The organism is Escherichia sp. MOD1-EC5990 (assembly GCF_002965285.1).
Classification (GTDB): Bacteria; Pseudomonadota; Gammaproteobacteria; order Enterobacterales; family Enterobacteriaceae; genus Escherichia; species Escherichia coli_F.
In genome coordinates this window covers 89565-114145 of record NZ_PTRV01000014.1, presented here as the reverse complement: position 1 = coordinate 114145, position 24581 = coordinate 89565, and the positions used below count along the sequence as shown (strand labels likewise).

Here is a 24581-nt window from a genome sequence, read left to right as displayed (position 1 = left end):
CACGCTGACCGTCTGCCCGGCAAGCACATTACCGAACGCATCCGTCACCCTCACCCGCAGCGTGTTCGCCATTGCGCCGTCAGCCACTGAGTTATCCCGGGTGACCACCAGATCAGCGATCTGCGCCGTCCTGACATCGGCGATAAACGTCACATCCCGGCTCTGGCTGCTGCTGTTGATGGTTGCAGTGAAGGCACTGGTGCCCGCCGTCTGGCTGGTGACACTGATCTCCACTGTGCCGTCCGGCTCTGTAATCACCGTCGGAGCGACCGTTGCGCCGTTGTCCGCCAACACGCTGACCGTCTGCCCGCCCAGCGCATTACCGAACGCGTCGGTGACTTTCACCCACAGCATGTTCTCTGTCGCGCCGTCTGCCACCGCGTTATCCTGCGTTACCCCCAGATCAGCAATACGCGCCGTGCTGACATCAGCAACGAAGTTCACCGTTTTACTATCACTGCTTTGATTGATCTTAGCCTCAACAGTGCTGGCATCCGCTACGGTACTACTCAGCACAACCTCCGCCATGCCATGCACATCCGTCCTGATATCTGCGCTCTGCCTTGCATTGGCAAATACAGCCGCCCCTTTCGTCACCGTAAAGGTGACGGTCTGCTCTGGCAGCACATTGCCAAACTGATCTTCCACCCGGACATTCACCGTATGTCGATCGCTGCCATTCGCCAGCACATCCAGGCTACCCGTTGTCACTTGCATCGCGACGATTTGTGCGCTGGCGGCATCGCCACTAATACTGTAAACATTTGAAGTCAGGGCGCTCGCCCAGCCGGACATCTGTAGCTGTGCTTTTAAACCGGTGCCAGGAAGTAAAGCGGTATACGTTGCGGTATAAATGCCTTTTTGATCTTCATTCCAGGTAATGCTTTCCGCTTTTGTATTTGGCAGCTGGATAGCCTGGCTGATAGCGTCTCGTTGCCCCCCGACCAGGTTTTCATAGCTATCCTTGAGCGTTACCGTAACTTTAATCGCACCGCCTGCGGTATAGGTCGTTTTGTCGGTAACGATAGAGGAATAAGCCAGCACAGCTCCGCTTTCGCGGATGACATACGCATCGGATTGCTGCGCGCTACTCCATGTCGATAGTTTCAGCGTGGCGTAATGGCTATTGCCAGCAATCTTCGCGGTTCGGGTGGTGGTGTAAACGCCATCAGACTCTTCGCTCCAGTTACCCGTTTCATTTGTATCTGTACCGCTCACCTCGACCACGCCGCTACCTGCCAGCAGCGCAGCCATCCCTGTCACCCGGTTTTTCTGCTCATCCATAAGGGTGACTGTCACTTTTATCTTGCCACCCGCGGTGTATGACACATCGTCCGTCTTGATGGTGGAGGTTAGCTGCGAGATATCGCCAGTGATAAAGCTCACTTCCACAGACTGACTACTGCCATTGATCTCGGCCTTGATAAGACTGTTTACCGCCTGGTCACTGGCAAGGTTAACGCTGGCAATCCCGTCTTTATCTGTCGTCACAATACCGCCATTTGGATCGGCAAAAACCGCCGCACCATTCACGACCGTGAAGGTAACATTTTGTCCCTGCAGTAAATTTTGATGTACGTCCCTGACCGTCACAGCGACGGTATTGTGATCGCGTCTGGCAACTGCGTTATTCGCGGTGATCTGCATCGCTGCGATTTTGGCGGTATCTTTATCACCCGCAATACTGAACGCATCCGAATGCTTGGTTTGCCAGCCGGGCATCGTCAGCTGGGCCGTTAATTTGTCGCCAATGAGATGGGCCGTATAGTTTGCTTTGTAAACTCCCTCACTTTCTTCCGTCCAGGCACTAACAGCATCAGTCTTCGTGTTGTCTACTTTAACAGCCTGTTTAAGAAGTTCTTTTCTTCCGGTAACCCCGTTGCCATTCTCATCTTTCAGGGTCACTTTTACGCCTATCGGCTTACCCGCGACGTAATTATTCTGGTCTGTTTCAATCATGGAGTCCGCTCGGGATGCCATATTAGCCACAATGGCAATCAGCGCTGGTGTTTTAGCAACATCGTCGCCGTTAAATTGTGGCATCAGCGACAACGCGCCTGACGTCTTCCCGGAGGTAACTAACTGGGTATAGGTTCCGTTACCGTTGTCTTTCCATTCGCTTAGGACGAAATCTTGCAAACCTTTCGCATGGGTTTTTAATGTCATACCCGGGATAGGCTTGCCGCTGGAATCTCGCGCGGTATAGGTCAGCGTTGAGATTGATTTTCCATCCGCAAGCAGAATTTGTAGATCGACAGAAAGCGTTGAATCAGCGAGGCTTAGTGTGGGTTTTTCTACAACCACCATACTTTCTTCACGCCGGGAGAAATTCCCTTTCGAATCTTCCGCTATAACTGTTATTGGGTAAGTGTTGTCGGTTTCAGGCATTACCGTAAATCGGTAGGGTGGAATAGTGACCTGAATATCCTTGCCGGAAACAGCAACTTTCCCGCCCGCAGATTGCAAGGAAGCGGCTTCGATGTCATAACCTTTCAGCGCGTATTTGGTTTGTAAGGAAGAAACCAGCGATTTAACCTCGCCCGGCTTGCCTTTCAGCGGATCGGTCAGCGTCAGCCGCACCAGTTCTTTCTTGCGATATTCGAGGACAATATTGTTATTACGATCGACCAGGTCATAGCGACTGCCTACAAGGCTACGCCGTGCTGCTACTTCAGCCGGATCGAGCTGTTTTTGCAGTGATTGACCGGGTTGCAGCGTCAGCTCCATACCAATTCGGGTGTCGTTCTCTCCCTGTTTTCCCTGCCGTTGCTCGGCACTAAAGGAGATCAGGGGAACGGGGGTGTAACTCAATCCTGCGGTAATCGCGTGAGGATCATTTTGTCGCTCATCTTTACCAAATAGCGCCACTTCATCGCCGTAATATTGTTCATAGACTAACTTACCGCCCAACTGCGGCCAGGCCGGTAACCAGCCTTCGGCGCGAAGATCCCAACCGTTCGCCGGGCGTGCTTCATAATCATTGTCCAGTTCCGGTGCGCTACGCCAGTTACTCAGGCGCAGATAGCCGTTGCTGCTCAGTTTCAGGTAATCGCGCCAGTATTCAACGCCCATCCCGGTTCGGGTGTGATAGCGGGTCAGGTCATGATCGATAAACAGGTTTATGCCAGACATCCAGCTCGGAGTGAAATAACGCCAGCCGATACCGTGGTTGGTTTGAGTGCGATCATCCGTACGGTGGAGTGCATGCTGGCTGAAGACCAGGTTATCTGGCGTTTCGTACCAGGGATGGAGAAATTCAAATGAAGAGCTTTTAAGGCTGAAATCTTCATCAACACCCAGAGATACCCGGGCAGTTCCCCAGCGGCTGAGCCAGTCTGTCGCCTGCGCAGACACAGAAGAAGCCACCCAGCCACGCGCCATACTCGCAGCCTGTTCGCTGTCCATATCGCGCGCTAAAAGTGTCCCACTTTGCTGCGCCACTTCCGCGACCTGCATTTGTGGATCTTTGCCGTCGCGCTCCATCTGCATTGCTTTCAGGTTGCGCGCTTCAGGGCTGTTACTGTTAATGAGGGGCACATCTATCTCATCGCCCTGACGCACATTGTCAAAGCCACGCGCAAAGGTACGGAACTGATTCAGGCGACGTAATTCATCGATGGTGATACCAAAGCGTGTCGCGACCGATTGTGCCGTTTCCAATGCCCCGAGGGTGTATGGGATAGTTTTAACATTCGGCAGGATCTGTGACGCGGCGGTATCCGCACGCGCATGGTTAATATGTGTAGGAGCAGCAGCCATAACAGGGAAAATAGTTTGTGTTATCAGGCAAATACCGGCGGTCAGACGACGTAAACGATCCCCCAATCCACATATGGTTTTATCACCCCGACGATCGCCATTCCCATGCGCTTTCCCTGCCATTTGTCATCCCTGTCGCTATGCGTTCAGATTAAATGACCTTTCTTTAACATGAGGGAAAATGATGATTCATGATTAGCAAATGATGAATACAGGCGGAAGAATGGAAATAACAACAAGATAAGAACAATGCCCGATCAATTGTTATCAGAGGGAAGAACAGGAGAGTGTTCCCACCACAGCAGTAACCCCTCCTGTAAATACGTTACTTCATTTTCACCTTTGCGGTGACTAACAGCGCGGTAAGCAACATCAATGTGCCGGACAACATCAGCGGCGAAGTCAGACCAATGTTATCCAACGCATAACCGCCGATTGCCGCACCGCAGGTATTGGCAAGCTGAATAACGGCCACCTGAATAGACCCAGCCTTTTCTGCCTGATCGGCCAGTGAGCGAGTGATCCACGTTGACCAGCCAACGGGAATTAAAGCAAAAGTCAGCCCCCAGATAATCGCAACGCCGGTCGCCACGATTTTATCGCTTCCCCACAACGTCAGCACCAACGCACTCAGAGCCAGTATTAACGGCGCACCTGCTAAGGCCAGTTTTACCGAATGTTTAAGAATGAACGACGAAAGCGACGTGCCGATAAAGCTGGCGATACCAAAACTCAACAGCACCAGCGTTAAGCCATCCACGCCGAATCCTGCGAGATTCATATACACTGGACGAATATACGTGAAGAAAGCAAACTGCCCGGCGAAAGACATGAAGATGGCGATCATCCCGGCCATCACGCCCGGACGCTGTAATAAGCGGAAAGTATTTTGCTTCTGATGCGAGGGTTCGCCAGGCAGCGAAGGCAATGATTTGATAATCCAGATAATACACAGCACGCCCATCACCGCCGCCGCATTAAAGACATTGCGCCAACCGATAAGCTCACCTAAAAAGCTACCCAACGGTGCGGCTATCACCAGCGCAATAGAAACCGCGCCGAAAATCACCGACAGCGCCTTCGGCACCGTACGCGCTGGTACCAGACGCATGGTCAGCGACGCCGACATCGCCCAGAACCCGCCGAGTGCCAACCCCAGACAGGCACGACCGATTAAAAGCAAACTGAATGAGTTGGCAAAGGAAACCAGCAAGCAGGAGAGCGTCAGCAAAACGGCAAACAAAATAACAACGTAGCGGCGGTCAGTGGCCTGAATTGTCTGGGTAATAAACAAACTGGCAAACATTGCCACAAAAGCGGTCACGGTCACCGATTGCCCGGCAACCCCTTCCGAAATACCTAAATCCTGGGCCATTGGCGTCAACAAACTGACGGGCAAAAACTCAACGATAATCAGACAGGCGACGCAAAACGCCACCGAGAAAACGGCTGACCAGTTCGGTCGGGTGATGGCATCCGCGCCGCGGTTTTCGGCAATAAATTCACTCATGGTGTTACCCGTGGCATGTTTCAGAGGAAAAGCCGACCACTTTAACATTGAAATGTGTGACGCATTTAACGTTTTTGCAACTTTTACGGTGTTGTGGGAAAAGTTCGAGGCTGCTCGAAGAAATAAAAATCATAGGGCAAGCTGATATGCATTTTCGCGATTGGGTTGGGAATAAGGGATAAAGTATTGCACTTGGTGATATACTTTAATAACAGGACCTCAACGATATGCGCGTGTTTAAAACCAAATGGTTTGCAAGGGAAGCCAGGTCTCATGCAATAACAGATGAAGAGTTGTGCCGGGCCATTTTAGAAACGGAGCAAGGTAAAGCTGATGCACTTGGTGGTGGCGTTTTTAAAAAGCGCCTTCACCAAAATCGTGAGCGTGCAATTATTCTGGCAAAAGGGGGAAGCAATTGGTTTTACACGTTTTTATATGCAAAACAGGATATGTCGAACATCAATAGTCAGGAACTGGCTGGGTTTCGTGAACTTGCAAAGCATTATGCCTTCCTGACGAAAGCCCAACTAACAGCAATGATTAACACTAAAGAACTGACAGAGATCTGCTATGACTGCAAAAACTAAATTTAAAAGTCCTGCATTTGAGGCTATTCACAGCGCAGCTGCTGGATTGTCCAGCGTCGATGCTATTTCTGCCGAAACGATGCGTACTTTTGACAAAGCCTGCCTGACCAGCGTGCAAGACTTACAACCTGTTGAGATAAAAGCACTGCGGGAAAAATTAAAAGTGAGTCAGCCCGTCTTCGCTCACTATCTCAATACCAGCGTTTCAACTGTACAAAAATGGGAAAGTGGCGCTAAACGCCCCAATGGCATTTCATTAAAACTGCTCAGCATTGTGCAAAAACACGGGCTGGAGGTGCTGCTGTAAATAGAACGTAGATAATGCGTTCACCTACTGTCAGTTCCGATGCCGGATGCGGCGTGCACGCCTTATCCACCCACCAGCTCAGGCGCGGTCTGTAGGCTAATAAGACGAAACGGTTTTAATGCAGCCAGTGAACGCCCTCAGCAGGCTGAAAGAATGCGTTATAGCGCATCTGAAAAGCATTAATATCCTGCATTTCAGGTTCGGTTTCGCGCAGAAAACCCAGCGCCAGCCTGACCTGAGCATCGGTAATCGGCGCGGCAAGACGGGCTTTTTGTAAAATCCGATGCCATTGCAGCAGGTTCTGTTCGCTTCCATCGACAATGACAATTTGCCAGATGAGCAACACCTGCGCGGCGTTTTGCAGGTGCGACTCATCCGGGCGATGCAAATAACGTAAAAATTCCTCACCGGCTGACTTTCCCATTTGATCGACCATCGACTCCACGGGTACGACATCAATATTCAGCCGATCGCTGAGACGGCGAATCGCCTTTCTGGCCCCGGATGTCAGCACCCGAAAACCAATTACAAACACCACCGCCAGCGTAGCGAGCATTATCCAGATCATGAGTTCTCCTGCGTAATCAGAACTCATGATATCTGGAAACCCTCGCCAGTTACTAATCCACCAAAATAATCTTCAGAGCAAACAGAGCTGCAACCACCACCACACACAGGTTCAGATCGCGCCAGCGCCCGGTGCACACCTTCATGATGCAGTACGACATAAAGCCAAGCGCAATCCCTTCGGTGATCGAGAAAGTAAAGGGCATCATCACCGTAGTAATAAATGCAGGTACTGATTCGGTAAAATCATCCCAGTTAACGCGCGCCAGGCTTGAGGTCATCAGCACGCCAACAAAGATTAACGCTCCGGCAGTGGCGTAAGGAGGGACCATTGCCACCAGCGGCGAGAAAAACATAACTAACAGGAACATAACGCCGACCACGACAGCCGTTAGCCCCGTGCGACCACCGACTGCCACACCAGAAGTACTTTCAATATAGGCAGTAACAGACGAGGTACCGATAAATGCGCCTGCCACCGAACTGACGCTATCAACATACAGCGCCTTATTCATATTGGGGAATTTACCGTTACTATCTATTAAGCCAGCTTTATCAGTTACACCGATTAATGTTCCTGATGAATCAAATAGGTTGATCAGCATAAAGGAGAAAATGATACCAGCGAGTTCAAGTGATAATGCGCCACTCAAATCCACTTCACCAATGACGCCGCTAATATCAGGCGGAATGGAATAGACGCCGCTAAAATGAACATCACCGAAAAATAATCCACAGCAAGACGTCACCACAATAGAGACCAGCACCGCGGCATGAAAATGACGAGATGACAACACGGTTATAATAAAAAACCCTAATATACCTAACAACACACCGTGAGAACTTAAATCACCAATCATCACCAGGGTGTCTTTATTGGCGACAATAACACCAGTATTTTTTAACCCCATTAAGGCGATAAATAATCCGATTCCGCTAGTGATACCAATACGTAAACTTAATGGAATGTTGGAGATCATCCAGTACCGGATGCGAAACAGCGTGAGCAAAAATAGCCCAATTGCGCCCCAGAATATTGCGCCCATCCCGGTCTGCCAGGAGATACCCATCGCCCCCACGACCACAAACGCAAAGAAGGCGTTCAGCCCCATTGCCGGAGCCAGCGCCACGGGTAAGTTAGCAAATATCCCCATCGCAATACTGCCGATACCGGCAATCAAACAGGTGGTAACAAACACCACTTTCGGGTCCATTTGTGCCGCGCCGAGGATTTGCGGGTTCACAAAAACGATGTACACCATGGTTAAAAAAGTGGTCATCCCCGCAATCAATTCTGTGCGGACGGTGGTCCCATGCTGAGGTAGTTTAAATAATCGCGAAAGCGTCCCTGATTCATTACTCACGTAATCGGTATTGTCCTTATTCATTTTTTTGTCCATTGGAGGAGATTTAATCCCTTGCTTTTGTAAAACAAATGACAACAACGGTTCAGTGATAATTATCACATTTCAATTGCGCATTAATGGATATTCTTTAATAATCTCGCGACGTTTCTTTATGATAAATAATAATCAAATTGATAAAATCAAAATGAGAAAAATATGAATAATTCCATTAACCATAAATTTCATCACATTAGCCGGGTTGAATACCAGGAATTGTTAGCCGTTTCCCGTGGCGACGCTGTTGCCGATTATATTATTGATAATGTCTCTATTCTCGATCTGATCAATGGCGGAGAAATTTCCGGGCCAATTGTGATTAAAGGACGTTACATTGCCGGTGTTGGCGCAGAATATGCTGACGCTCCGGCTTTGCAGCGGATTGATGCGCGCGGCGCAACGGCGGTGCCAGGGTTTATTGATGCTCACCTGCATATTGAATCCAGCATGATGACGCCGGTTACTTTTGAAACCGCCACCCTGCCGCGCGGCCTGACGACCGTTATTTGCGACCCCCATGAAATCGTCAACGTGATGGGCGAAGCCGGATTCGCCTGGTTTGCCCGCTGTGCCGAACAGGCAAGGCAAAACCAGTATTTGCAGGTCAGTTCTTGCGTACCTGCCCTGGAAGGCTGCGATGTTAACGGTGCCAGTTTTACCCTTGAACAGATGCTCGCCTGGCGTGACCATCCGCAGGTTACCGGCCTTGCTGAAATGATGGATTACCCTGGCGTAATTAGCGGGCAGAATGCGCTGCTCGATAAACTGGATGCATTTCGCCACCTGACGCTGGACGGTCACTGCCCGGGTTTGGGCGGTAAAGAACTTAATGCCTATATTGCTGCGGGTATTGAAAACTGCCACGAAAGTTATCTGCTGGAAGAAGGTCGCCGGAAGTTACAACTCGGCATGTCGTTGATGATCCGCGAAGGGTCCGCTGCCCGCAATCTCAACGCACTGGCACCGTTGATCAACGAATTTAACAGCCCGCAATGTATGCTCTGCACCGATGACCGTAACCCGTGGGAGATCGCCCATGAAGGGCATATCGATGCCTTAATTCGCCGCCTGATCGAACAACACAATGTACCGCTGCATGTGGCTTATCGCGTCGCCAGCTGGTCAACGGCACGCCATTTTGGTCTGAATCACCTCGGCTTACTGGCACCCGGCAAGCAGGCCGATATCGTCCTGTTGAGCGATGCACGTAAGGTCACGGTGCAGCAGGTACTGGTGAAAGGCGAACCGATTGACGCGCAAACCTTACAGGCGGAAGAGTCGGCAAGACTGGCACAATCCGCTCCGCCGTATGGCAATACCATTGCCCGCCAGCCAGTTTCCGCCAGCGACTTTGCCCAGCAATTTACACCCGGAAAACGCTATCGGGTCATTGACGTTATCCATAACGAATTGATTACGCACTCCCGCTCCAGCGTCTACAGCGAAAATGGTTTTGATCGCGATGATGTGTGCTTTATTGCCGTACTTGAGCGTTACGGGAAAAGACTGGCTCCAGCCTGTGGTTTGCTCGGCGGTTTTGGCCTGAATGAAGGCGCGCTGGCTGCGACGGTCAGCCATGACAGCCATAATATTGTGGTGATCGGTCGTAGTGCCGAAGAGATGGCGCTGGCGGTCAATCAGGTGATTCAGGATGGCGGCGGACTATGCGTAGTACGTAACGGTCAGGTACAGAGCCATCTGCCATTGCCCATTGCCGGGCTGATGAGCACCGACACGGCACAATCGCTGGCGGAGCAAATTGACGCATTGAAAGCTGCCGCCCGTGAATGTGGTCCGTTACCGGATGAGCCGTTTATTCAGATGGCGTTTCTTTCCCTGCCAGTGATCCCCGCGCTGAAACTAACCAGTCAGGGGCTGTTTGATGGCGAGAAGTTTGCCTTCACCACGCTGGAAGTCACGGAATAATAAAAAAAAGCCCGGCGTCATGCCGGGCAAAAGTCACCAGTTACGTTTATGCCACTGTCAACTGCTGAATCTTTTTCTCGCGGCGGATTTTGCGTTCTTCCATCACCGCCACTATCGCCATCAGGCAGATACAACCAATCGCGGCGATATCCAGCGCGGCGAAGGTGCCTGCCCAGCCGGTAAGGCCGAATACCGGCGTCCCATCGGCAATCATCCCCAGCCCTAACTTGGCAAAGCTGTCACCAATCAGGTAAGCGAAGGTGCCTTTAATACCATCGGCAGCGCCAATCGCTTTTTTAGGTACAAAGCCAACAGCAGCCACACCAATCAACAATTGCGGGCCAAAGACCAGGAAACCCAACGCAAAGAGAGAAGCCAGGTAGATATATTGATTGCTGGCGTGTTGATACACACCGAGCGTGGCGATAATCAGCGCCAGCGCGATGCAGGCCACCAGGCCACGGCGACCGTTCGCCAGGTCAGAGAGCCAGCCCCACAGCAGCGTACCGACCAGCGCACCAGCTTCAAACAGCGTAAAGCCCTGAATCGCCACCGCTTTAGAGAGTTTCAGTTCCTGGAACGCGTATACGGTTGACCACTGGTCGATACCAATACGTACCACATAGAGGAAAATGTTGGCGAAGCACAGCAGCCAGATCACTTTGTTTTTCAGCACATACTCAACAAAGATCTGCCACTTGGTCATATCGGTAGATTCTGTCTCTTTGTCCTCTTCGCTGATCTCTTCGCCGAACAGTTCTTCAGCTTTGCCGAGGCCATAAGATTCCGGGGAGTCGCTGCCGTAACGCAGGCCGATAAAACCGACAATCAACGCGATGATGGACGGGAAGATAAACATGCCGATCACATGGCCGTCAAACAGGTAATTTGCGCCGAACAGCGCCACACCTGCCGCGCCCGCACCGCCAAGATTGTGAGAAATATTCCAGAAACCGAGGAACGTCCCGCGCTTACGACGCGGCGTCCATTTGGTGATGGTGGAGTAACTGCACGATCCCCCGGTACTCTGGAAAAAGCCGCTTAAGGCGTAGAAGGCAATCATCAGGAACAGACTAACCGAGCCGCTGCCCATACTGGCACTGAAGCCCAACATACAAATGGCAGACAAGATCAGCATGAACGGCAGGAATTGTTTGGTGTTTTTGCCGTCAGCGTAATAGGAAACCAGTGTTTTACCCACGCCATAAGTGATGGAGAAGCCCAGGCCGATCATCCCCAGCTGCGTCATGCTCAAGCCGTAGGTCGAGATCATGTCGTTCTGCGCGATGTTAAAGTTCTTGCGAATCAGGTACATCGTCAGGTAGCCGATAAAGACCACCAGGTAGGATTGCATGAACGGTTTGAACCACATTTTGCGCCGCACTTCGAGCGGAAGATCCAGGGTCGGCTTGCGAACCTGGTTTAAGAAAGCCAGCATGGGTTACTCCTGAAATGAATACCTGCGTGAGGTATGCATTGTAAAAATCAGCAGCAAATCAGGCCTGAGATAGCGTCCAGGCAAAACCTGGAAAATTTCTTAGTTTTGCCGGATATGAAGTGAAAAGGTGAGATGCATCACGCTTCGCGCGGTGCCTGGGCGTTCAAAAAGGGCAGTAATAGCAGTGCAGAAATCCCGGCGGCGATAGAGATAACCACAAAAAATCCGCTCCAGTGCCAGGTATCGAGCACTTTCGCCAGCGGCCAACCAGCAAGCGACGCCCCCAGATAAGCAAACAAGCCGACAAACCCCGTCGCCGCCCCTGCCGCCTCTTTGTGGGAACACTCTGCCGCCGCCATGCCGATTAACATCTGCGGGCCAAAGACAAAAAAACCAATGGTGAAGAAGCAGGTTGCCTGCATCACGTAGCTGGCAAATGGCATCAGCCACAGCGAGCCGACAGATAGCAAAATCCCGGCGGCGAAAATTAAATTCATCGGCCCACGGTTGCCGTTAAAGAGTTTGTCCGAGCCCCAACCCGCTACCAGCGCACCGATAAATCCGCCCAGTTCAAACATTGTCACTGCCGTATTCGCCGTGACCAGATCGACGCCCAGCGTCTCGGACATATACAAATTGCCCCAGTCGTTGATCGCCGCCCGGACCACATAGACCAGCACATAGCAAAACGAAAGCAGCCAGATATACGGATTCAGCAACACATATTTGGTGAGGATCTCTTTACGTGTCAGCCCTGCCCCTTCTTGTTGTTGAGCGATTTCCAGCGCGTCGTGTCGCCATTCGCCGACCGCTGGTAAACCTAACGCCTGCGGGCGATCGCGCAGCCGCCAGCAGAGAATAATCCCCACGACTATCGCCATACAACCGGCAATCATCATCCCGGCACGCCAGCCGTAATGCAGCGCGCTCGCTGCCATCACAATGGGAATGAGTGCGCCGCCGACGTTATGCGCCGTGTTCCATAATGCCCACCAACCCCCGCGCTCAGTACGTGAATACCAGGTGGTTAACAGACGCGCACACACCGGTGAACCCCAGCCCTGGAAAAAGGCGTTCAGCCCCCATAGCATGGCAAACGCCCACAGCGACGTCGAGAAACCAAACAGAATGTTGATAATGCCCGTAGCGATAAGCCCAATCCCCATAAAATACCGGGCATTTGAGCGGTCGCTGACAATGCCGGAGACAAACTTCGACACGCCGTAGGTAATGTAAAACAGAGTCGCTAACAGGCCGATATCGCTACGGCTGAGCACACCGTTGGCAAGAATTTCTGGTACGGCGGCGTTAAAACTTTTACGCGTAAAGTAAAACAGTGCGTAACCCAGCCAGATGGTCAGCAGAATATGGCGACGCCAGTAACGGTAACGGGCATCAATTTCTTGTTTATCGCTAATCAACGGCGCGTCAGCTGGCGCTTTCAGAAACGGCAACATCATCAAGCCTTAGACATAACGTTGAGGTAGAGAAACACTGACACGCGTGCCGTGCAAACAGGAGATGGTCAAGGTGCCACCCAGCGCCGTTACTCGCTCGCGCATTCCGGTGAGGCCAAAACCGTGTTGCCCGGAACCCGGCGGTAAACCGCTACCATCGTCTTCAATCACCAGCATCAACCGTTCGTCCTGCTGCCAGCCTTGCAACGTGACCGCACTGGCATCGGCATGTTTCACAATGTTGTTCAACCCTTCCTGGCAGACGCGAAACAGCGTCACGCGCTGGTTTTCGCTTAACGCTGATTCATCGATTCGCCATTCGAGATGACTGACAATGCCGCGACCTTCCAGCTCCATTTCCCGCATCAGTGAGCGGATAGCCTGCTCCAGAGTGAGATCATCCAGCTGGCGCGGACGTAACCGCCCTAACAAGCGGCGCACCGCGTCGTAAACGCCCAGGGATAACAGTTCGATGAGCTGCCCGCTCTGTTTCACGCGGGCGTTATCCGCCGCGAGCCGCTGGACAATGCCCGCTTGCGTACGAATGGCGGTGATGGTCTGACCGATATCATCGTGTAATTCACGCGCCACATCACGACGCACACTCTCTTCGGTTTCTAACAAACGTTCAGCCAGATGCTGATTGCGCGCCAGTTCCTTTTGCAGCGACTGGTTAAGTTCACGCAACCGCTGGATGCCAGCACCAAGCAACAACCCAGTCAGACTTTGCACCAGCAGTGAGAGCAATAAATCGACCGGATGGTCACGCCAGGTTTGACTGGCGATCAGCGCGATGGCGTTCATCAACGTCGCAATCAGCGCCCCTTGCCAGCCATAGTGCCATGCCAGCGCGATAATCGGCAGCGCCAGGCAGAAGGGAGTGAAGCGCGACAGTTCATCCGGCAATCCCAACTGGAGCCAGAGACTGATAACAAACAGCAGCAAGTACCAGACCAGATGCCGCCCGCGCCAATTGATCGGTTGAGAAACCAATGACGGACCGAGCGGCAGCCAGGTGTTATTGGCGAGATAGTGCCAGAACACCAGACATATCGGGGCCAGCGTCAGGCCGCCAGTTAAAGTTAACAGCAGCGCATTCCACGACTCTTTGCCGTACCAAAGCCAGGGCAACGACTGCAACAACGCCGCCGCCGTCAGCGCTGCCCCCTGTAACAGCAGGGTGCGCCAGTCGCGTTGATGGCGATAGCGTGAGATCAGCGCCACGGGCAGTAACGTCAGCAAACTACCGATCATCAATAAGGAGAAATGGCTTAAACCAACCGCCTGCATTAACCAATAAATCAGCAGCCATTCCGCGCCCAGCAGCACTGGCCAGTATCCGCGTGGGCATTGCAACATTAGCCCAAGTCGAAGACCAAACGGAAATAACAGCACCGCCATATCAGGGCGCTCAACCAGATGCAGGCTGATACTCCACAGGCAAAACCACGCGGCAGAGAAGATAAAAAAGCAGGCAATAACAGTAATTAAGCGGGAGAACAACGTCTTCATCACCAGCCATCAAACATGCGGCGCGCCAGTTCCACGTCGTTACTGACGCCCAGTTTTTCCATCAGGTTGGCGCGATGGACGTGTACCGTTTTCGGCGACAAGCCCAGTTCGGCGGCAATCTCTTTCACCGCCATTCCTTGCGCCAGTTTTTCCGCCACCTGGCGTTCACGTTTGGTCAGCGGGTCCTGGCGACCGGATGCCAGTTTAATGGCAATATCCGGTGTCAAATAACATCCCCCCGTAGCAACCGTATGCACCGCAGCAATCAGTTCATCCGGGCTACAGCGTTTGGAGAGAAAGCCGCGCGCCCCCGCGTTAAGCGCCTGCTCAACCAGTGCCGGACTGTCATGAACGGAGAGCATAATTGTCGCCATACCTTTCGGCAGCTGGCTTAGCAGCTCCAGACCGGAGATATCGGGCATGGAGATATCGCAAATACACACCTGCACACCGCGCCCCGGCAGCCCCGCCAGTGCCTCGCGCCCCGAACCAAACTCGGCAACTACCTGCAAATCAGGTTCCAGCCCCAGCAGCTGCGCAAAGCCGGAGCGGACGATAAGGTGATCGTCTATAAGGGCAACGGTGATCATGATTGGGTCCTGGCGGATAAAAAACGCGCATACCTTAACGATAAGCGCGATGTTGTTCAAGTTGGATATGGGTATGTATTGACTGATTGATGTTGCGCTTATCGCAAAAACGCTTACCTGAAAGGTAAGCGTTTAGCGTGTATGATTTAGAAAAAGCTAATTATTTGATGATTGCAATTGTAATATTACCTGAGAAATTTTTCGTTATAATATCGTTATACTTTTCTGGCATCCAGTAATTATCTTCAAAATCTGCAGAGCTATAAGATTCAGCGGAATACTCATAATTAGTGTCTTTTTTATACGTGTCTTCTTTATAATTGTATTTTTTATAAGTGTATTTTTTATACGTGTCTTTTTCTGGTAACTCACCGGATGTGGTATAGATGAAATTTGCAATATCAAAATCGCTTTTAGCTTCATTTACGACTGCTTTTACAACATGATAAGTTTGTTTGAATGCATACTCTGAAAAGTCAGCAAAAAGCAAATTCATCCTCCCCCCCAACGCACAAAAAATAGGATTATCAGATATTATGCTATAAAGAGAACTTCCTGCCTGAGATACATTAATATCCTTTCCGTCATGGGCCACATGAAATGCCTGTGAACAAGCATAATACAGATTACTAATCCCTGAAACACTAGAGAGACAAGAAACAATACTCGCTATTTTTGCTTTATCCACATGTTCATCCTCTAGAGATTTTCTTACCAAATCACATTGCGCTGGCGTAAATATAATGTCATTGAAAAGCTCATCGAGATTAATTTTATGGGCATCTTGACGCTCAGCCAAAGCCGAGGTTTTCTCCTTCAGTAACTTATGTATAGTACGGTTAATTTTCACCCCACAACATGAAATATGTGAACTCCCCTCTCCCACTTGCCTTTTTGCATCACCAAGAAGTGAGCCAAACTCACCTTTATCAACAGACAGTTTTGTTATGGCCGATTGATAAAGAAAATCATCTGGAATTAATTGAGTTTGTTTTTGCAAAGCATTTGTTAATGGGGATTCAGCTTGAGTTTTATATACATTATTACCTGTTATATAATTACTAACCAGTTCTTTCTTAAGAGCATTTGCAGCAATTGTTAATTCTGAGAATTGTTCTCTTTCCAATTTATCGTGTTGTGAAAGTAACTGTATAAACTCTTCCACATTTCGACCACTAAAAATCCTTACCCTGGTGTTATTTTTCAACTGGTTGCTATTACCATTGTTCTCACGACACCTCTCTGTGACTGTAAATTTATTACTGCCGGTCTGCTCAATTGTTATTTGACTATTTATACCCGTGGTGGCAACCCATGTTTTTTTATCAGCATTCACTGATTCAGGGGTAACATGAAAATAACGGACTAATTTATCACTAACATCATGTCGATAGATATTAAAAGAATCTAAAATATATAATAGCAAACTACGAAAAATTTCGCCAAACGTGGCTTTATTAGACCTTGTTCTACAATTACCGAGCAGACCACTTTGTTCCATCACATCAAATTTAGAAATATTTCCGTCAAGACTTCTTTCGATACTATCCCTTAGACTCTGATTAAGAAACTGGCTATCATCAACCTCTGTTTTCCTTGAATTCATAGAACCCGTCGCACTAACCATAGTAACCTCACAATATGACATTTTGCATATTCTAACATTGTTAAAAACATGAATAGTTAGCATCATGAATATTTCTATGCCAACCACTACTCTTCATTTATTTCAATAGTAATTATATGGTGTTGTTATTTTCCTTAACTATTTTCCAGTGCAATTGCATCATCAACACAACTTATTAACTATCAAAAATCGCTCATTTTCAAAAACACAGGCAAAAAACAAATTGTTAAGAACACGTACTCACCTTTATGATAAGCGCGCTTTATCAGGGGTAAATTATAAATCAGCGATTGTTGCGGCACCGGAAAATGTAAAAGAAAATGAATTATCGGTGGACTCTTCTTTAATCACACCTTTAGTAAAATAACGAGAGCACTCAAGCTTAACTTCATCCCCATCATTACTAACACCCGCTACATACAGCTTTTGTCTAAAATCCTTTTTGGTAAAATATATTTCATTAACATACTTACCCCCTCCTACCAAAGTATAACCTGATTTACCCGAACTTAATTTTTCCATACTCTTATTCACCCCCTGTAAAACATCTGGAGTTATGCCTTTTAAATAACTTTGATAGGATTGTATGCAAGCATGATAAAAACATGAAATCCCCTGAGGACTAGATAAGCAATCGATTATTTCATCAATCTTATCATCAGTAATGTTACTCTTTGATTGTTTTAATAATTTACTTAACTGAGAAGGTTCATCGTCTTTAAAGCAAACCAGCGGAACTATTTGTTGAAGTGTGCTTTGACTATTCTTTGTTTCGTTTTCAATTATTTTAATTTTGTTTGCAAAAATTTCAAGAATGTCTTTACTTAACTCAACACCGCAGCAAGTTATTTTAGCAGCACCATTTTGCTGACTTTGTTCTTTTATAGTTCTATGCGCATCCATAATTATGGATTCCAAAAAAACATCAGCGCTGTTAAAACTTTCATGAACAGGTAAATACCCTTCATCTTTTTGAATTTGCAGCTTTAATAAATTATATATATTATTCTCAATGTCTGCATTAATTACTTTTTTAGCATCCTTGTTTTTCATAACAATACAATTGACAATACTTTTCCTCAAAAGTGTATCAGCGGAGTGAGTCTCTAGCGCGGCAGTCTTTTCAGAAAGCGACTTGATGATAGACGCCACAGCCACTCCAGAATATGATATTTCGGTTCGTTCATTTGAATTTTCATCCTTCTGTATAATCTTAAAAGATTTGTCACCTGTTTGTTCGATTACGGTATATTCACTCTCTCCAGTTGCCGCCATCCAGGTACGATTACCATTATTTTCTGTTCCTGGCATAGGATGAAAATAGTCAAGAATATCAGTGCTAACGTTCCGAGAACCGGACATGATATTTACTATTAAGCGTTTTATTTCCTGTAACATCCATTTTGCAAAATTACTGCCTGGTGAATATTTTTTTGCATAATTCTTAATATGAAGCTCATCTGCTATATTTATTTCCTTATCTAAAATAGAGTGAGAGCAGGAATTTGATATCGTTGTTCCATTGTTTATAGGGCTTGCCATAATATACCTCACGATGAGCAATTAATTTATAGAATGCTAGTCATGATCACTGGTATAGACAGCAATCAGAATTTAGCGCCATCGCTGGAAATTTTAGCCCTAACCGTCAACCCGCGAATGACCAGTGCTGGACTCTAATTAACGTCAGGGCCAATAAATTGTGCCTGAGATGGTTTCTGGCACAATTTCACCCGATATGTCTGAAGGGAACTATCAAAAATCGCTCATCAGTAATCACCCTGAGCGATTTAATGTCGCGCCTTACTGAAAAAACACCGCAATCTTGTTGAACATCGTCGGATCGGACTGGTTACGCTGCACTTTCACTACGTCTTCCAGCTTATCGATTTGACTGATCATCTGCTCCAGACGCTGGTCGTCATTGACCAGTAGCCAGATGTGGCTTTTGTCGCTGTCCTGAATTGGCAGGCAGAGAATGCCTTCAACGTTAAAAGCGCGACGGGCAAAAAGACCACAAACGTGGGTCATTACGCCCGGATGGTTACGAACGGTGAGTTCCAGAATCACGTTGTCATGAGTTGTGTTTTGCATGGCTTATTCCCCCACCATTTCAGTATTCGCCGCACCTGGCGGCACCATCGGGTACACTTTTTCTTCGGCATCAATGCGCACATGGATCAGCGCTGGCCCAGGACGATTAATAATTTCCTGCAACGCGGCCTGCGGGTCGGCTTCGTTATTTAAATCACAGGTTTCGAGGCCAAATCCGGCGGCAATCTGCATAAAGTTGATTTTGCCCGGATAGGTGGCGGCAAAAACGCCCTGCTTGTAGAACAGACTCTGTTGCTGATGTACCAGCCCCAGCGCTTCGTTGTTCATCAGAATGATTTTCACATCCAGCTGGTTTTCACTGGCGGTCGCCATCTCCTGAATATTCATCATCAGGCTGCCGTCGCCGGAGAAACACAACACTTTGCGATCCGGGTTCGCCAGCGCCGCGCCAATGGCCGCAGGCAGGCCAAAGCCCATCGTGCCCAGCCCGCCGGAGGTCAGCCACTGGCGTGGGCGATTGAGCGGATAAGCCTGCGCGGTCCACATCTGATGCTGACCCACGTCGGTGGTGATAATCGCGTTGTCATCGACACAGGCGGCAACGGCGTTGATCAGGCCGTAATGGCTTAACGGATCGCACGCTTTCGGGATTGGACACGGGAATTCGCGCTGCAAATCCGCTACCAATTGGTGCCACTCTGCACGCGGTTGCGCTTCCACCAGCGGGATCAACTGCGCCAGCACGTCATCAACATCCGCCTGAATCGCTACGTGCGGCTGCTTGATTTTGCCCAGCTCTGCGCGGTCGATATCGACATGAATAATTTTGGCATTCGGGCAGAACTGCTCGGTTTTGCCAATCGCCCGGTCATCAAAACGCGCACCGAGCACAATCAACAAATCCGCCTCCTGCAAAATGTAGTTGGTGCTGCGCACACCGTGCATCCCCAACATACCCAGCGACAACGGATGCGCTTTTGGCAACATGCCCAGCGCCATTAAGGTCATGGTGGTAGGCAGTTGCGCTTTCTCCGCCAGTTCACGCACCCGCGTGGGGGCGTTAATCACACCACCGCCCAGATAGAGCACCGGGCGTTTGGCGGCGTTAATCATTGCAGCTGCGTCACGAATACTCTCTTCACTAAACGCAGGCGCGGCAGCTTTTTCTGTCATACCGGGCTGTTCTTCAATCTCAAAAACTGCCGTTTGCACATCCTTAGGAATGTCTATCCACACCGGGCCAGGGCGGCCTGATTGCGCAATACGGAAGGCATCGCTCATGACCTGCGGGAGTTCTTCGATATGTCTGACCAGATAGTTGTGTTTAGTGATGGGGATAGAGATGCCGTAGGTGTCCACTTCCTGGAAGGCATCAGTGCCGATCATTGAGGCAGGAACCTGGCCGGTGATGCAAATCAGCGGGATGGAGTCCAGTCGCGCATCGGCAATGGCGGTCACCAGGTTAGTCGCACCCGGTCCGCTACAGGCCATACAGACTGCCGGTTTGCCGTCGGTACGCGCCATTCCCTGAGCGATAAACCCCGCGCCCTGTTCATGGCGAGCCAGAATATGGCGGATTTGCGTGCTTTGGCTCAAGGCATCGTAAACAGGCAGGATAGAACCGCCCGGAATGCCCGTCACAATCTTAATGCCCTGCTGTTCCAGGAAATGAACGATAAATTCTGCGCCGGTAAAGCGCTTACGTGTCGATGATGTGCCCGAACTTGCCATGCTCCAGTCCTTTTCTTCTGGGCCGACTTTCCGGGAGGTGCTTAAACGAAAAACCCCGCCCGGTTTGCGCCGGCGGGGTTTTGGAATCGTGTGTTGTTCCAGTCCCTACGGCGCATTGCCGACGACCACCACCACACGCACGACGACCACTGCGGCGGATGGCGCAGTTGGTAGTAGTTTTGCGTTGAGCATGGAAGTAGTCATTGGGGACCTTGTTGGTTTTGTGTTTAACAATATTTATACAAGCACAGGTTTACAGGGGAGACAATGGAAAATTTTTCATCAAGGGAAAATTGAGGGATTGATCACGTTTTGTACTGAAAAGCAGGCAATAAAAAACCCCGCCGGAGCGAGGTTTCGTCAGCCGCCCGCGGCTGGTAACCGCAAAGCACACTGTATTATGTCAACACTGAAAGTATACGTGTTCCGCGCAGAACGCGCAATTTCGGCACGAATTTTGACGTATTTAGTGCATAGTTGAGTATCGATCACAGTTTGCGTTTTGTCTAAAAATTACTGTTCATTTATACAGTGCTCTTCTATAATATCACTGTACGCAATGTGTTATGCGGGGGCCGCATCGTTACCCGGCGCACTAAGTCCTGGCTGAAACGGGTGGTGCCGTCAGCGCCTTAACCCCGCGTGAGCACACTGTGTTATGTCAACAGCACAACGTTTCTCCTTGAGATGCCGCGTGCATAACAGCTGGCAACAGGCAGCGGAAAGGTACGTCAGCTGGCAGTGCTCCTGAACCACAGGAGACGCGTATGAGCCTGGTGGATATCGCCATTCTTATCCTCAAACTCATTGTTGCAGCACTGCAACTGCTTGATGCTGTTCTGAAATACCTGAAGTAATTCAGATTCAAGTCGCACCAAAGGGGAGCGGGTAACCGCTCCCCTTTTATATTTAGCGTGTGGGTTGGTGTCGGATGCGATGCTGACGCATCTTATCCGACCTACCATCCCTCCCGGCAACATTTATTGCCGCTTTTGTTTACATATTCTGCCGCTAAACAATTCCCCATTCCTGGCGTATATCTGGCTAACATTCATCAATGTGATAGATTCCTCTCCCGCATTTATGGGAATGCGTAGTGACTTATTCTAATTATTTTTATAAAAGCATCCGTGATAATGAAAAGGCATAGAAACGTCAATTTGTTATTGATGTTGGTATTACTCGTGGCCGTCGGTCAGATGGCGCAAACCATTTATATTCCAGCTATTGCCGATATGGCGCGCGATCTCAACGTTCGTGAAGGGGCGGTGCAAAGCGTAATGGGCGCTTATCTGCTGACTTACGGTGTCTCGCAACTGTTTTATGGCCCGATATCCGACCGTGTGGGTCGCCGACCGGTGATCCTCGTCGGAATGTCCATTTTTATGCTGGCAACGCTGGTCGCGGTCACGACCTCCAGTTTGACGGTGTTGATTGCCGCCAGCGCGATGCAGGGGATGGGCACCGGCGTAGGCGGCGTGATGGCGCGTACATTGCCGCGTGATTTATATGAACGGACACAGTTGCGTCACGCTAACAGCCTGTTAAACATGGGAATTCTTGTCAGTCCGTTGCTCGCACCGTTAATCGGCGGTCTGCTGGATACGATGTGGAACTGGCGCGCCTGTTATCTCTTCCTGTTGGTACTTTGTGCCGGTGTGACCTTCAGTATGGCGCGCTGGATGCCGGAAACGCGTCCGGTAGATGCACCACACACGCGCCTGCTTACCAGTTATAAAACGCTTTTCGGTAACAGCGGTTTTAACTGTTATTTGCTGATGCTGATTGGCGGTCTGGCCGGGATTGCCGCCTTTGAAGCCTGCTCCGGCGTGCTGATGGGTGCGGTATTAGGGCTGAGCAGTATGACGGTCAGTATTTTGTTTATTCTGCCAATTCCGGCGGCATTTTTTGGAGCATGGTTTGCCGGGCGTCCTAATAAACGATTCCCGACGTTGATGTGGCAGTCGGTTATCTGCTGCCTGCTGGCTGGCTTGCTGATGTGGATCCCCGACTGGTTTGGCGTGATGAATGTCTGGACGCTGCTCGTTCCCGCCGCGCTGTTCTTTTTCGGTGCCGGGATGCTGTTTCCGCTGGCGACCAGCGGCGCAATGGAACCGTTCCCCTTCCTGGCGGGCACGGCTGGCGCGCTGGTCGGCGGTCTGCAAAACATTGGTTCCGGCGTGCTTGCGTCGCTCTCTGCGATGTTGCCGCAAACCGGTCAGGGCAGCCTGGGGTTGTTGATGACCTTAATGGGATTGTTGATCGTGCTGTGCTGGCTACCGCTGGCGACGCGGATGTCGCATCAGGGGCAGCCCGTTTAAGCTCACGTCACCGCAGCATCGTCATCAGCTCCATGGGAGAACGATGCTGCTTTATCAGATCACGCATCACCCGCATATGCGGCGCGGAGTAAGAATAAAACGCCTGATAGCCCGCACAAAGCACGTTGTCTGGCGTCTCCTCCCGAGCGTGCGGGCACAGCCGATGCCAGTCGCACGCCTGGCAGCCACGGCCCGGTTGCGGGTTTTCGCTGCCACACCATTTTTGTAGGGTGGCGTCAAAAAGCTCAATCGAGATACGACTGATATCTGCCCGTACCCAACACTCGAACAGGGCAATTAAAAATTTCCCCCACAGCTCTGCTGTCACCGAAGCGGCCGTCAGATCGCCCCGGTCATCAAATTCAAGATGGGGAATAAGCTGTACGGAGCGGATGCCCCGCTGTTTGAAATTGTAATAAAAATCGGCAGGTTGCAGAGCATCCTTATACTCTACAACCAGTTTATGCCTGTCCTCTTCAGCATCAATGACCTGACTTCCTGTCATGCGACTCTCTCAATAAATACGATAAGTTGATGTATATGCGTTACAGCAAACAGTATTGCGAGAGATAACACCGCGAGGGAGATCAAAAATTTGTCACGGACTACGTGAAATTGAGAAAAATCGCTATTCGTGACATCCATTAAATTGCGATTACGGGTGTAGTGCCAGAGGATCAACGCCACGATGGCGAGGATGCCGATCGAGATCCAGAACAACATGCCCGCCTGGTGCCAATTGTGTTTGATAGCCAACGCCATCAACGCGCCGTAGCCCAGCATGGTACGAAACCACGCCAGTGATGTGCGTTCCGGCTGTAGCCCTGGGTCGGCAATACGTCTGGCTTTACGGCTATCCGGCATACAACACCAGTCCCATAACGATCACCGCCACGACCATCAATATTACGCTGATGATTAATAAGCTGTTGGTATAGGGCAGGTCCTCTTTCAGACGCATCGCTTTTTCATTGCGTAACCAGCGCAAGTAGCCATACATCGCTAACCCGCCGGAAAACAGACACAACAACAACGCCAGCAGTTCGCGAATGACGGGCGTGGCGAAATCTGGCGCAAGTTGATCAAGCCCAACCCCCGCCGCCAGAAATCCTAGTGCAGTACGGATCCACGCCAAAAAAGTACGCTCATTAGCCAGCGAGAAGCGGTAATCGGGCGCTTCTCCGAGGCGGGAAATTTTCATTGTTGCTCCTTTGCAATTTCACTAACGCTCTACCTTTAGCGGTTTTTTTAAGAATTTCGTCCGCCCGTTTCCTGATATGCTTTTGCCATCCGCTACAAGGAGGTCAGATGGGTATCATAGCGCAAAATAAAATCAGTTCATTGGGCATGCTGTTCGGTGCCATCGCTTTAATAATGGGGATTATCCACTTTTCATTCGGCCCTTTTTCCGCACCACCGCCAACGCTTGAAAGTATCGTGGCGGACAAAACGGCTGAAATTAAAAGAGGTCTTCTCGCCGGAATAAAAGGCGAAAAAATTACCACCGTGGAGAAAAAAGAGGATGTAGATGTCGATAAAATCCTCGATCAAAGCGGTATCGCACTGGCCATTGCCGCGCTACTTTGCGCATTTATTGGCGGTATGCGTAAGGAAAATTGCTGGGGCATTCGCGGCGCGCTGGTTTTTGGCGGCGGGACGCTGGCTTTCCATACCTTGCTTTTTGGTATCGGCATCGTGTGCAGCATTTTGCTGATATTCCTTATCTTTTCCTTCCTGACCGGCGGTTCGCTGGTTTAAGCAGCCTGAATAATGCCCGCCGGGTGATCATCA

22 protein-coding genes and 1 pseudogene are annotated in these 24581 nt (G+C 50.0%); 6 read left to right on the top strand and 17 right to left on the bottom strand.

What is annotated here, in order from left to right; all coding sequences use genetic code 11:
* A pseudogene (gene air, locus BEB42_RS17030) lies at nt 1–3882 on the bottom strand (inverse autotransporter adhesin EaeX/Air); the annotation flags it as partial.
* 202 nt (nt 3883–4084) lie between these two features.
* Nucleotides 4085–5269 (bottom strand): purine ribonucleoside efflux pump NepI, encoded by a 1185-nt coding sequence (nepI, locus tag BEB42_RS17025; protein WP_001288544.1) that lies wholly within the window; start codon nt 5267–5269, stop codon nt 4085–4087.
* 233 nt (nt 5270–5502) lie between these two features.
* Between nepI and BEB42_RS17015 the strand changes: the two genes are divergently transcribed.
* Together BEB42_RS17015 and BEB42_RS17010 are read left to right on the top strand one after the other, a co-directional pair.
* Complete coding sequence (locus BEB42_RS17015) at nt 5503–5856, top strand: type II toxin-antitoxin system RelE/ParE family toxin (RefSeq protein WP_001521686.1); 354 nt, start codon at nt 5503–5505, stop codon at nt 5854–5856.
* Nucleotides 5840–6163 carry a helix-turn-helix domain-containing protein gene (locus BEB42_RS17010; protein WP_000125643.1) on the top strand — a complete coding sequence of 108 codons (324 nt, stop codon included), beginning with the start codon at nt 5840–5842 and terminating at the stop codon, nt 6161–6163. The genes BEB42_RS17015 and BEB42_RS17010 overlap by 17 nt, the downstream gene beginning before the upstream one ends.
* Before the next feature lie 115 nt (nt 6164–6278).
* On the opposite strand, the gene BEB42_RS17005 is transcribed toward BEB42_RS17010, so the two are convergent.
* Both BEB42_RS17005 and adeQ read right to left on the bottom strand, forming a co-directional pair.
* Nucleotides 6279–6731, bottom strand: coding sequence for a DUF1198 domain-containing protein (locus BEB42_RS17005; protein WP_001353562.1), 453 nt, complete (start codon nt 6729–6731; stop codon nt 6279–6281).
* Between the two features lie 52 nt (nt 6732–6783).
* On the bottom strand, nt 6784–8118 hold the full coding sequence (gene adeQ, locus BEB42_RS17000; RefSeq protein ID WP_105267477.1) for an adenine permease AdeQ: 1335 nt from the start codon (nt 8116–8118) through the stop codon (nt 6784–6786).
* A 174-nt stretch (nt 8119–8292) separates the two neighbouring features.
* Between adeQ and adeD the strand changes: the two genes are divergently transcribed.
* Nucleotides 8293–10059, top strand: coding sequence for an adenine deaminase (adeD, locus tag BEB42_RS16995; protein ID WP_001065735.1), 1767 nt, complete (start codon nt 8293–8295; stop codon nt 10057–10059).
* A gap of 46 nt (nt 10060–10105) precedes the next feature.
* On the opposite strand, the gene uhpT is transcribed toward adeD, so the two are convergent.
* The 9 genes from uhpT to ivbL all read right to left on the bottom strand — a co-directional run bounded on the left by uhpT (nt 10106) and on the right by ivbL (nt 20673).
* Nucleotides 10106–11497 carry a hexose-6-phosphate:phosphate antiporter gene (gene uhpT / locus BEB42_RS16990; protein WP_000879199.1) on the bottom strand — a complete coding sequence of 464 codons (1392 nt, stop codon included), beginning with the start codon at nt 11495–11497 and terminating at the stop codon, nt 10106–10108.
* A gap of 137 nt (nt 11498–11634) precedes the next feature.
* Nucleotides 11635–12954: an MFS transporter family glucose-6-phosphate receptor UhpC gene (gene uhpC / locus BEB42_RS16985; protein WP_001353560.1), complete on the bottom strand. Its 1320-nt coding sequence runs from the start codon at nt 12952–12954 to the stop codon at nt 11635–11637.
* Nucleotides 12955–12963: 9 nt separating this feature from the next.
* On the bottom strand, nt 12964–14466 hold the full coding sequence (gene uhpB / locus BEB42_RS16980) for a signal transduction histidine-protein kinase/phosphatase UhpB (protein ID WP_010365904.1): 1503 nt from the start codon (nt 14464–14466) through the stop codon (nt 12964–12966).
* Entirely contained in the window at nt 14466–15056 is a 591-nt protein-coding gene (uhpA, locus tag BEB42_RS16975; protein WP_000633668.1) for a transcriptional regulator UhpA, read from the bottom strand. The genes uhpB and uhpA overlap by 1 nt, the downstream gene beginning before the upstream one ends.
* A 160-nt stretch (nt 15057–15216) precedes the next feature.
* On the bottom strand, nt 15217–16746 hold the full coding sequence (locus tag BEB42_RS16970) for a hypothetical protein (protein WP_029340383.1): 1530 nt from the start codon (nt 16744–16746) through the stop codon (nt 15217–15219).
* Nucleotides 16747–16959: 213 nt separating this feature from the next.
* Nucleotides 16960–18225, bottom strand: a complete 1266-nt coding sequence (locus tag BEB42_RS16965) for a hypothetical protein (RefSeq protein ID WP_000168031.1) — start codon at nt 18223–18225, stop codon at nt 16960–16962.
* Between the two features lie 261 nt (nt 18226–18486).
* Entirely contained in the window at nt 18487–18777 is a 291-nt protein-coding gene (gene ilvN / locus BEB42_RS16960) for an acetolactate synthase small subunit (protein ID WP_001181706.1), read from the bottom strand.
* 3 nt (nt 18778–18780) lie between these two features.
* Nucleotides 18781–20469, bottom strand: coding sequence for an acetolactate synthase large subunit (gene ilvB, locus BEB42_RS16955; protein ID WP_000168427.1), 1689 nt, complete (start codon nt 20467–20469; stop codon nt 18781–18783).
* 105 nt (nt 20470–20574) lie between these two features.
* A complete protein-coding gene (gene ivbL, locus BEB42_RS16950) occupies nt 20575–20673 on the bottom strand; it encodes an ilvB operon leader peptide IvbL (RefSeq protein ID WP_001300753.1) in 99 nt (32 codons plus the stop codon).
* Between the two features lie 563 nt (nt 20674–21236).
* Here ivbL and tisB point away from each other — a divergent pair.
* Nucleotides 21237–21326, top strand: a complete 90-nt coding sequence (gene tisB / locus BEB42_RS16930; protein WP_000060506.1) for a type I toxin-antitoxin system toxin TisB — start codon at nt 21237–21239, stop codon at nt 21324–21326.
* Nucleotides 21327–21449: 123 nt separating this feature from the next.
* Here tisB and ysdE read toward each other — a convergent pair whose 3' ends face one another.
* Entirely contained in the window at nt 21450–21524 is a 75-nt protein-coding gene (ysdE, locus tag BEB42_RS26765) for a protein YsdE (protein WP_211180519.1), read from the bottom strand.
* Between the two features lie 81 nt (nt 21525–21605).
* On the opposite strand from ysdE, the gene emrD reads away from it, so the two are divergent.
* The gene (gene emrD, locus BEB42_RS16920; protein WP_024218682.1) at nt 21606–22790 is read left to right on the top strand and encodes a multidrug efflux MFS transporter EmrD; all 1185 of its coding nucleotides are present in this window, start codon (nt 21606–21608) and stop codon (nt 22788–22790) included.
* A gap of 7 nt (nt 22791–22797) precedes the next feature.
* Here the strand turns inward: emrD and BEB42_RS16915 are convergent, their stop codons facing one another.
* The 3 genes from BEB42_RS16915 to BEB42_RS16905 are packed head-to-tail and all read right to left on the bottom strand — an operon-like array spanning nt 22798 to nt 23991.
* Entirely contained in the window at nt 22798–23295 is a 498-nt protein-coding gene (locus tag BEB42_RS16915) for a radical SAM protein (protein WP_000148071.1), read from the bottom strand.
* Entirely contained in the window at nt 23292–23654 is a 363-nt protein-coding gene (locus BEB42_RS16910; RefSeq protein WP_001113432.1) for a DUF202 domain-containing protein, read from the bottom strand. The genes BEB42_RS16915 and BEB42_RS16910 overlap by 4 nt, the downstream gene beginning before the upstream one ends.
* Nucleotides 23644–23991: a YidH family protein gene (locus tag BEB42_RS16905; protein ID WP_000703961.1), complete on the bottom strand. Its 348-nt coding sequence runs from the start codon at nt 23989–23991 to the stop codon at nt 23644–23646. Before BEB42_RS16905 ends, BEB42_RS16910 begins: the two co-directional genes overlap by 11 nt.
* A gap of 107 nt (nt 23992–24098) precedes the next feature.
* Between BEB42_RS16905 and yidI the strand changes: the two genes are divergently transcribed.
* Complete coding sequence (gene yidI / locus BEB42_RS16900; protein WP_000511284.1) at nt 24099–24548, top strand: protein YidI; 450 nt, start codon at nt 24099–24101, stop codon at nt 24546–24548.
* Nucleotides 24549–24581 lie beyond the last annotated feature (33 nt).

Coding starts and splice junctions, on each gene's coding strand:
- nepI (WP_001288544.1), bottom strand. CDS start 5,269: ATGAGTGAATTTATTGCCGAAAACCGCGGCGCGGATGCCATCACCCGA.
- BEB42_RS17010 (WP_000125643.1), top strand. CDS start 5,840: ATGACTGCAAAAACTAAATTTAAAAGTCCTGCATTTGAGGCTATTCAC.
- BEB42_RS17005 (WP_001353562.1), bottom strand. CDS start 6,731: ATGATCTGGATAATGCTCGCTACGCTGGCGGTGGTGTTTGTAATTGGT.
- adeQ (WP_105267477.1), bottom strand. CDS start 8,118: ATGAATAAGGACAATACCGATTACGTGAGTAATGAATCAGGGACGCTT.
- adeD (WP_001065735.1), top strand. CDS start 8,293: ATGAATAATTCCATTAACCATAAATTTCATCACATTAGCCGGGTTGAA.
- uhpT (WP_000879199.1), bottom strand. CDS start 11,497: ATGCTGGCTTTCTTAAACCAGGTTCGCAAGCCGACCCTGGATCTTCCG.
- uhpC (WP_001353560.1), bottom strand. CDS start 12,954: ATGTTGCCGTTTCTGAAAGCGCCAGCTGACGCGCCGTTGATTAGCGAT.
- uhpB (WP_010365904.1), bottom strand. CDS start 14,466: ATGAAGACGTTGTTCTCCCGCTTAATTACTGTTATTGCCTGCTTTTTT.
- uhpA (WP_000633668.1), bottom strand. CDS start 15,056: ATGATCACCGTTGCCCTTATAGACGATCACCTTATCGTCCGCTCCGGC.
- BEB42_RS16970 (WP_029340383.1), bottom strand. CDS start 16,746: ATGCTAACTATTCATGTTTTTAACAATGTTAGAATATGCAAAATGTCA.
- BEB42_RS16965 (WP_000168031.1), bottom strand. CDS start 18,225: ATGGCAAGCCCTATAAACAATGGAACAACGATATCAAATTCCTGCTCT.
- ilvN (WP_001181706.1), bottom strand. CDS start 18,777: ATGCAAAACACAACTCATGACAACGTGATTCTGGAACTCACCGTTCGT.
- ilvB (WP_000168427.1), bottom strand. CDS start 20,469: ATGGCAAGTTCGGGCACATCATCGACACGTAAGCGCTTTACCGGCGCA.
- ivbL (WP_001300753.1), bottom strand. CDS start 20,673: ATGACTACTTCCATGCTCAACGCAAAACTACTACCAACTGCGCCATCC.
- tisB (WP_000060506.1), top strand. CDS start 21,237: ATGAGCCTGGTGGATATCGCCATTCTTATCCTCAAACTCATTGTTGCA.
- emrD (WP_024218682.1), top strand. CDS start 21,606: ATGAAAAGGCATAGAAACGTCAATTTGTTATTGATGTTGGTATTACTC.
- BEB42_RS16915 (WP_000148071.1), bottom strand. CDS start 23,295: ATGACAGGAAGTCAGGTCATTGATGCTGAAGAGGACAGGCATAAACTG.
- BEB42_RS16910 (WP_001113432.1), bottom strand. CDS start 23,654: ATGCCGGATAGCCGTAAAGCCAGACGTATTGCCGACCCAGGGCTACAG.
- BEB42_RS16905 (WP_000703961.1), bottom strand. CDS start 23,991: ATGAAAATTTCCCGCCTCGGAGAAGCGCCCGATTACCGCTTCTCGCTG.
- yidI (WP_000511284.1), top strand. CDS start 24,099: ATGGGTATCATAGCGCAAAATAAAATCAGTTCATTGGGCATGCTGTTC.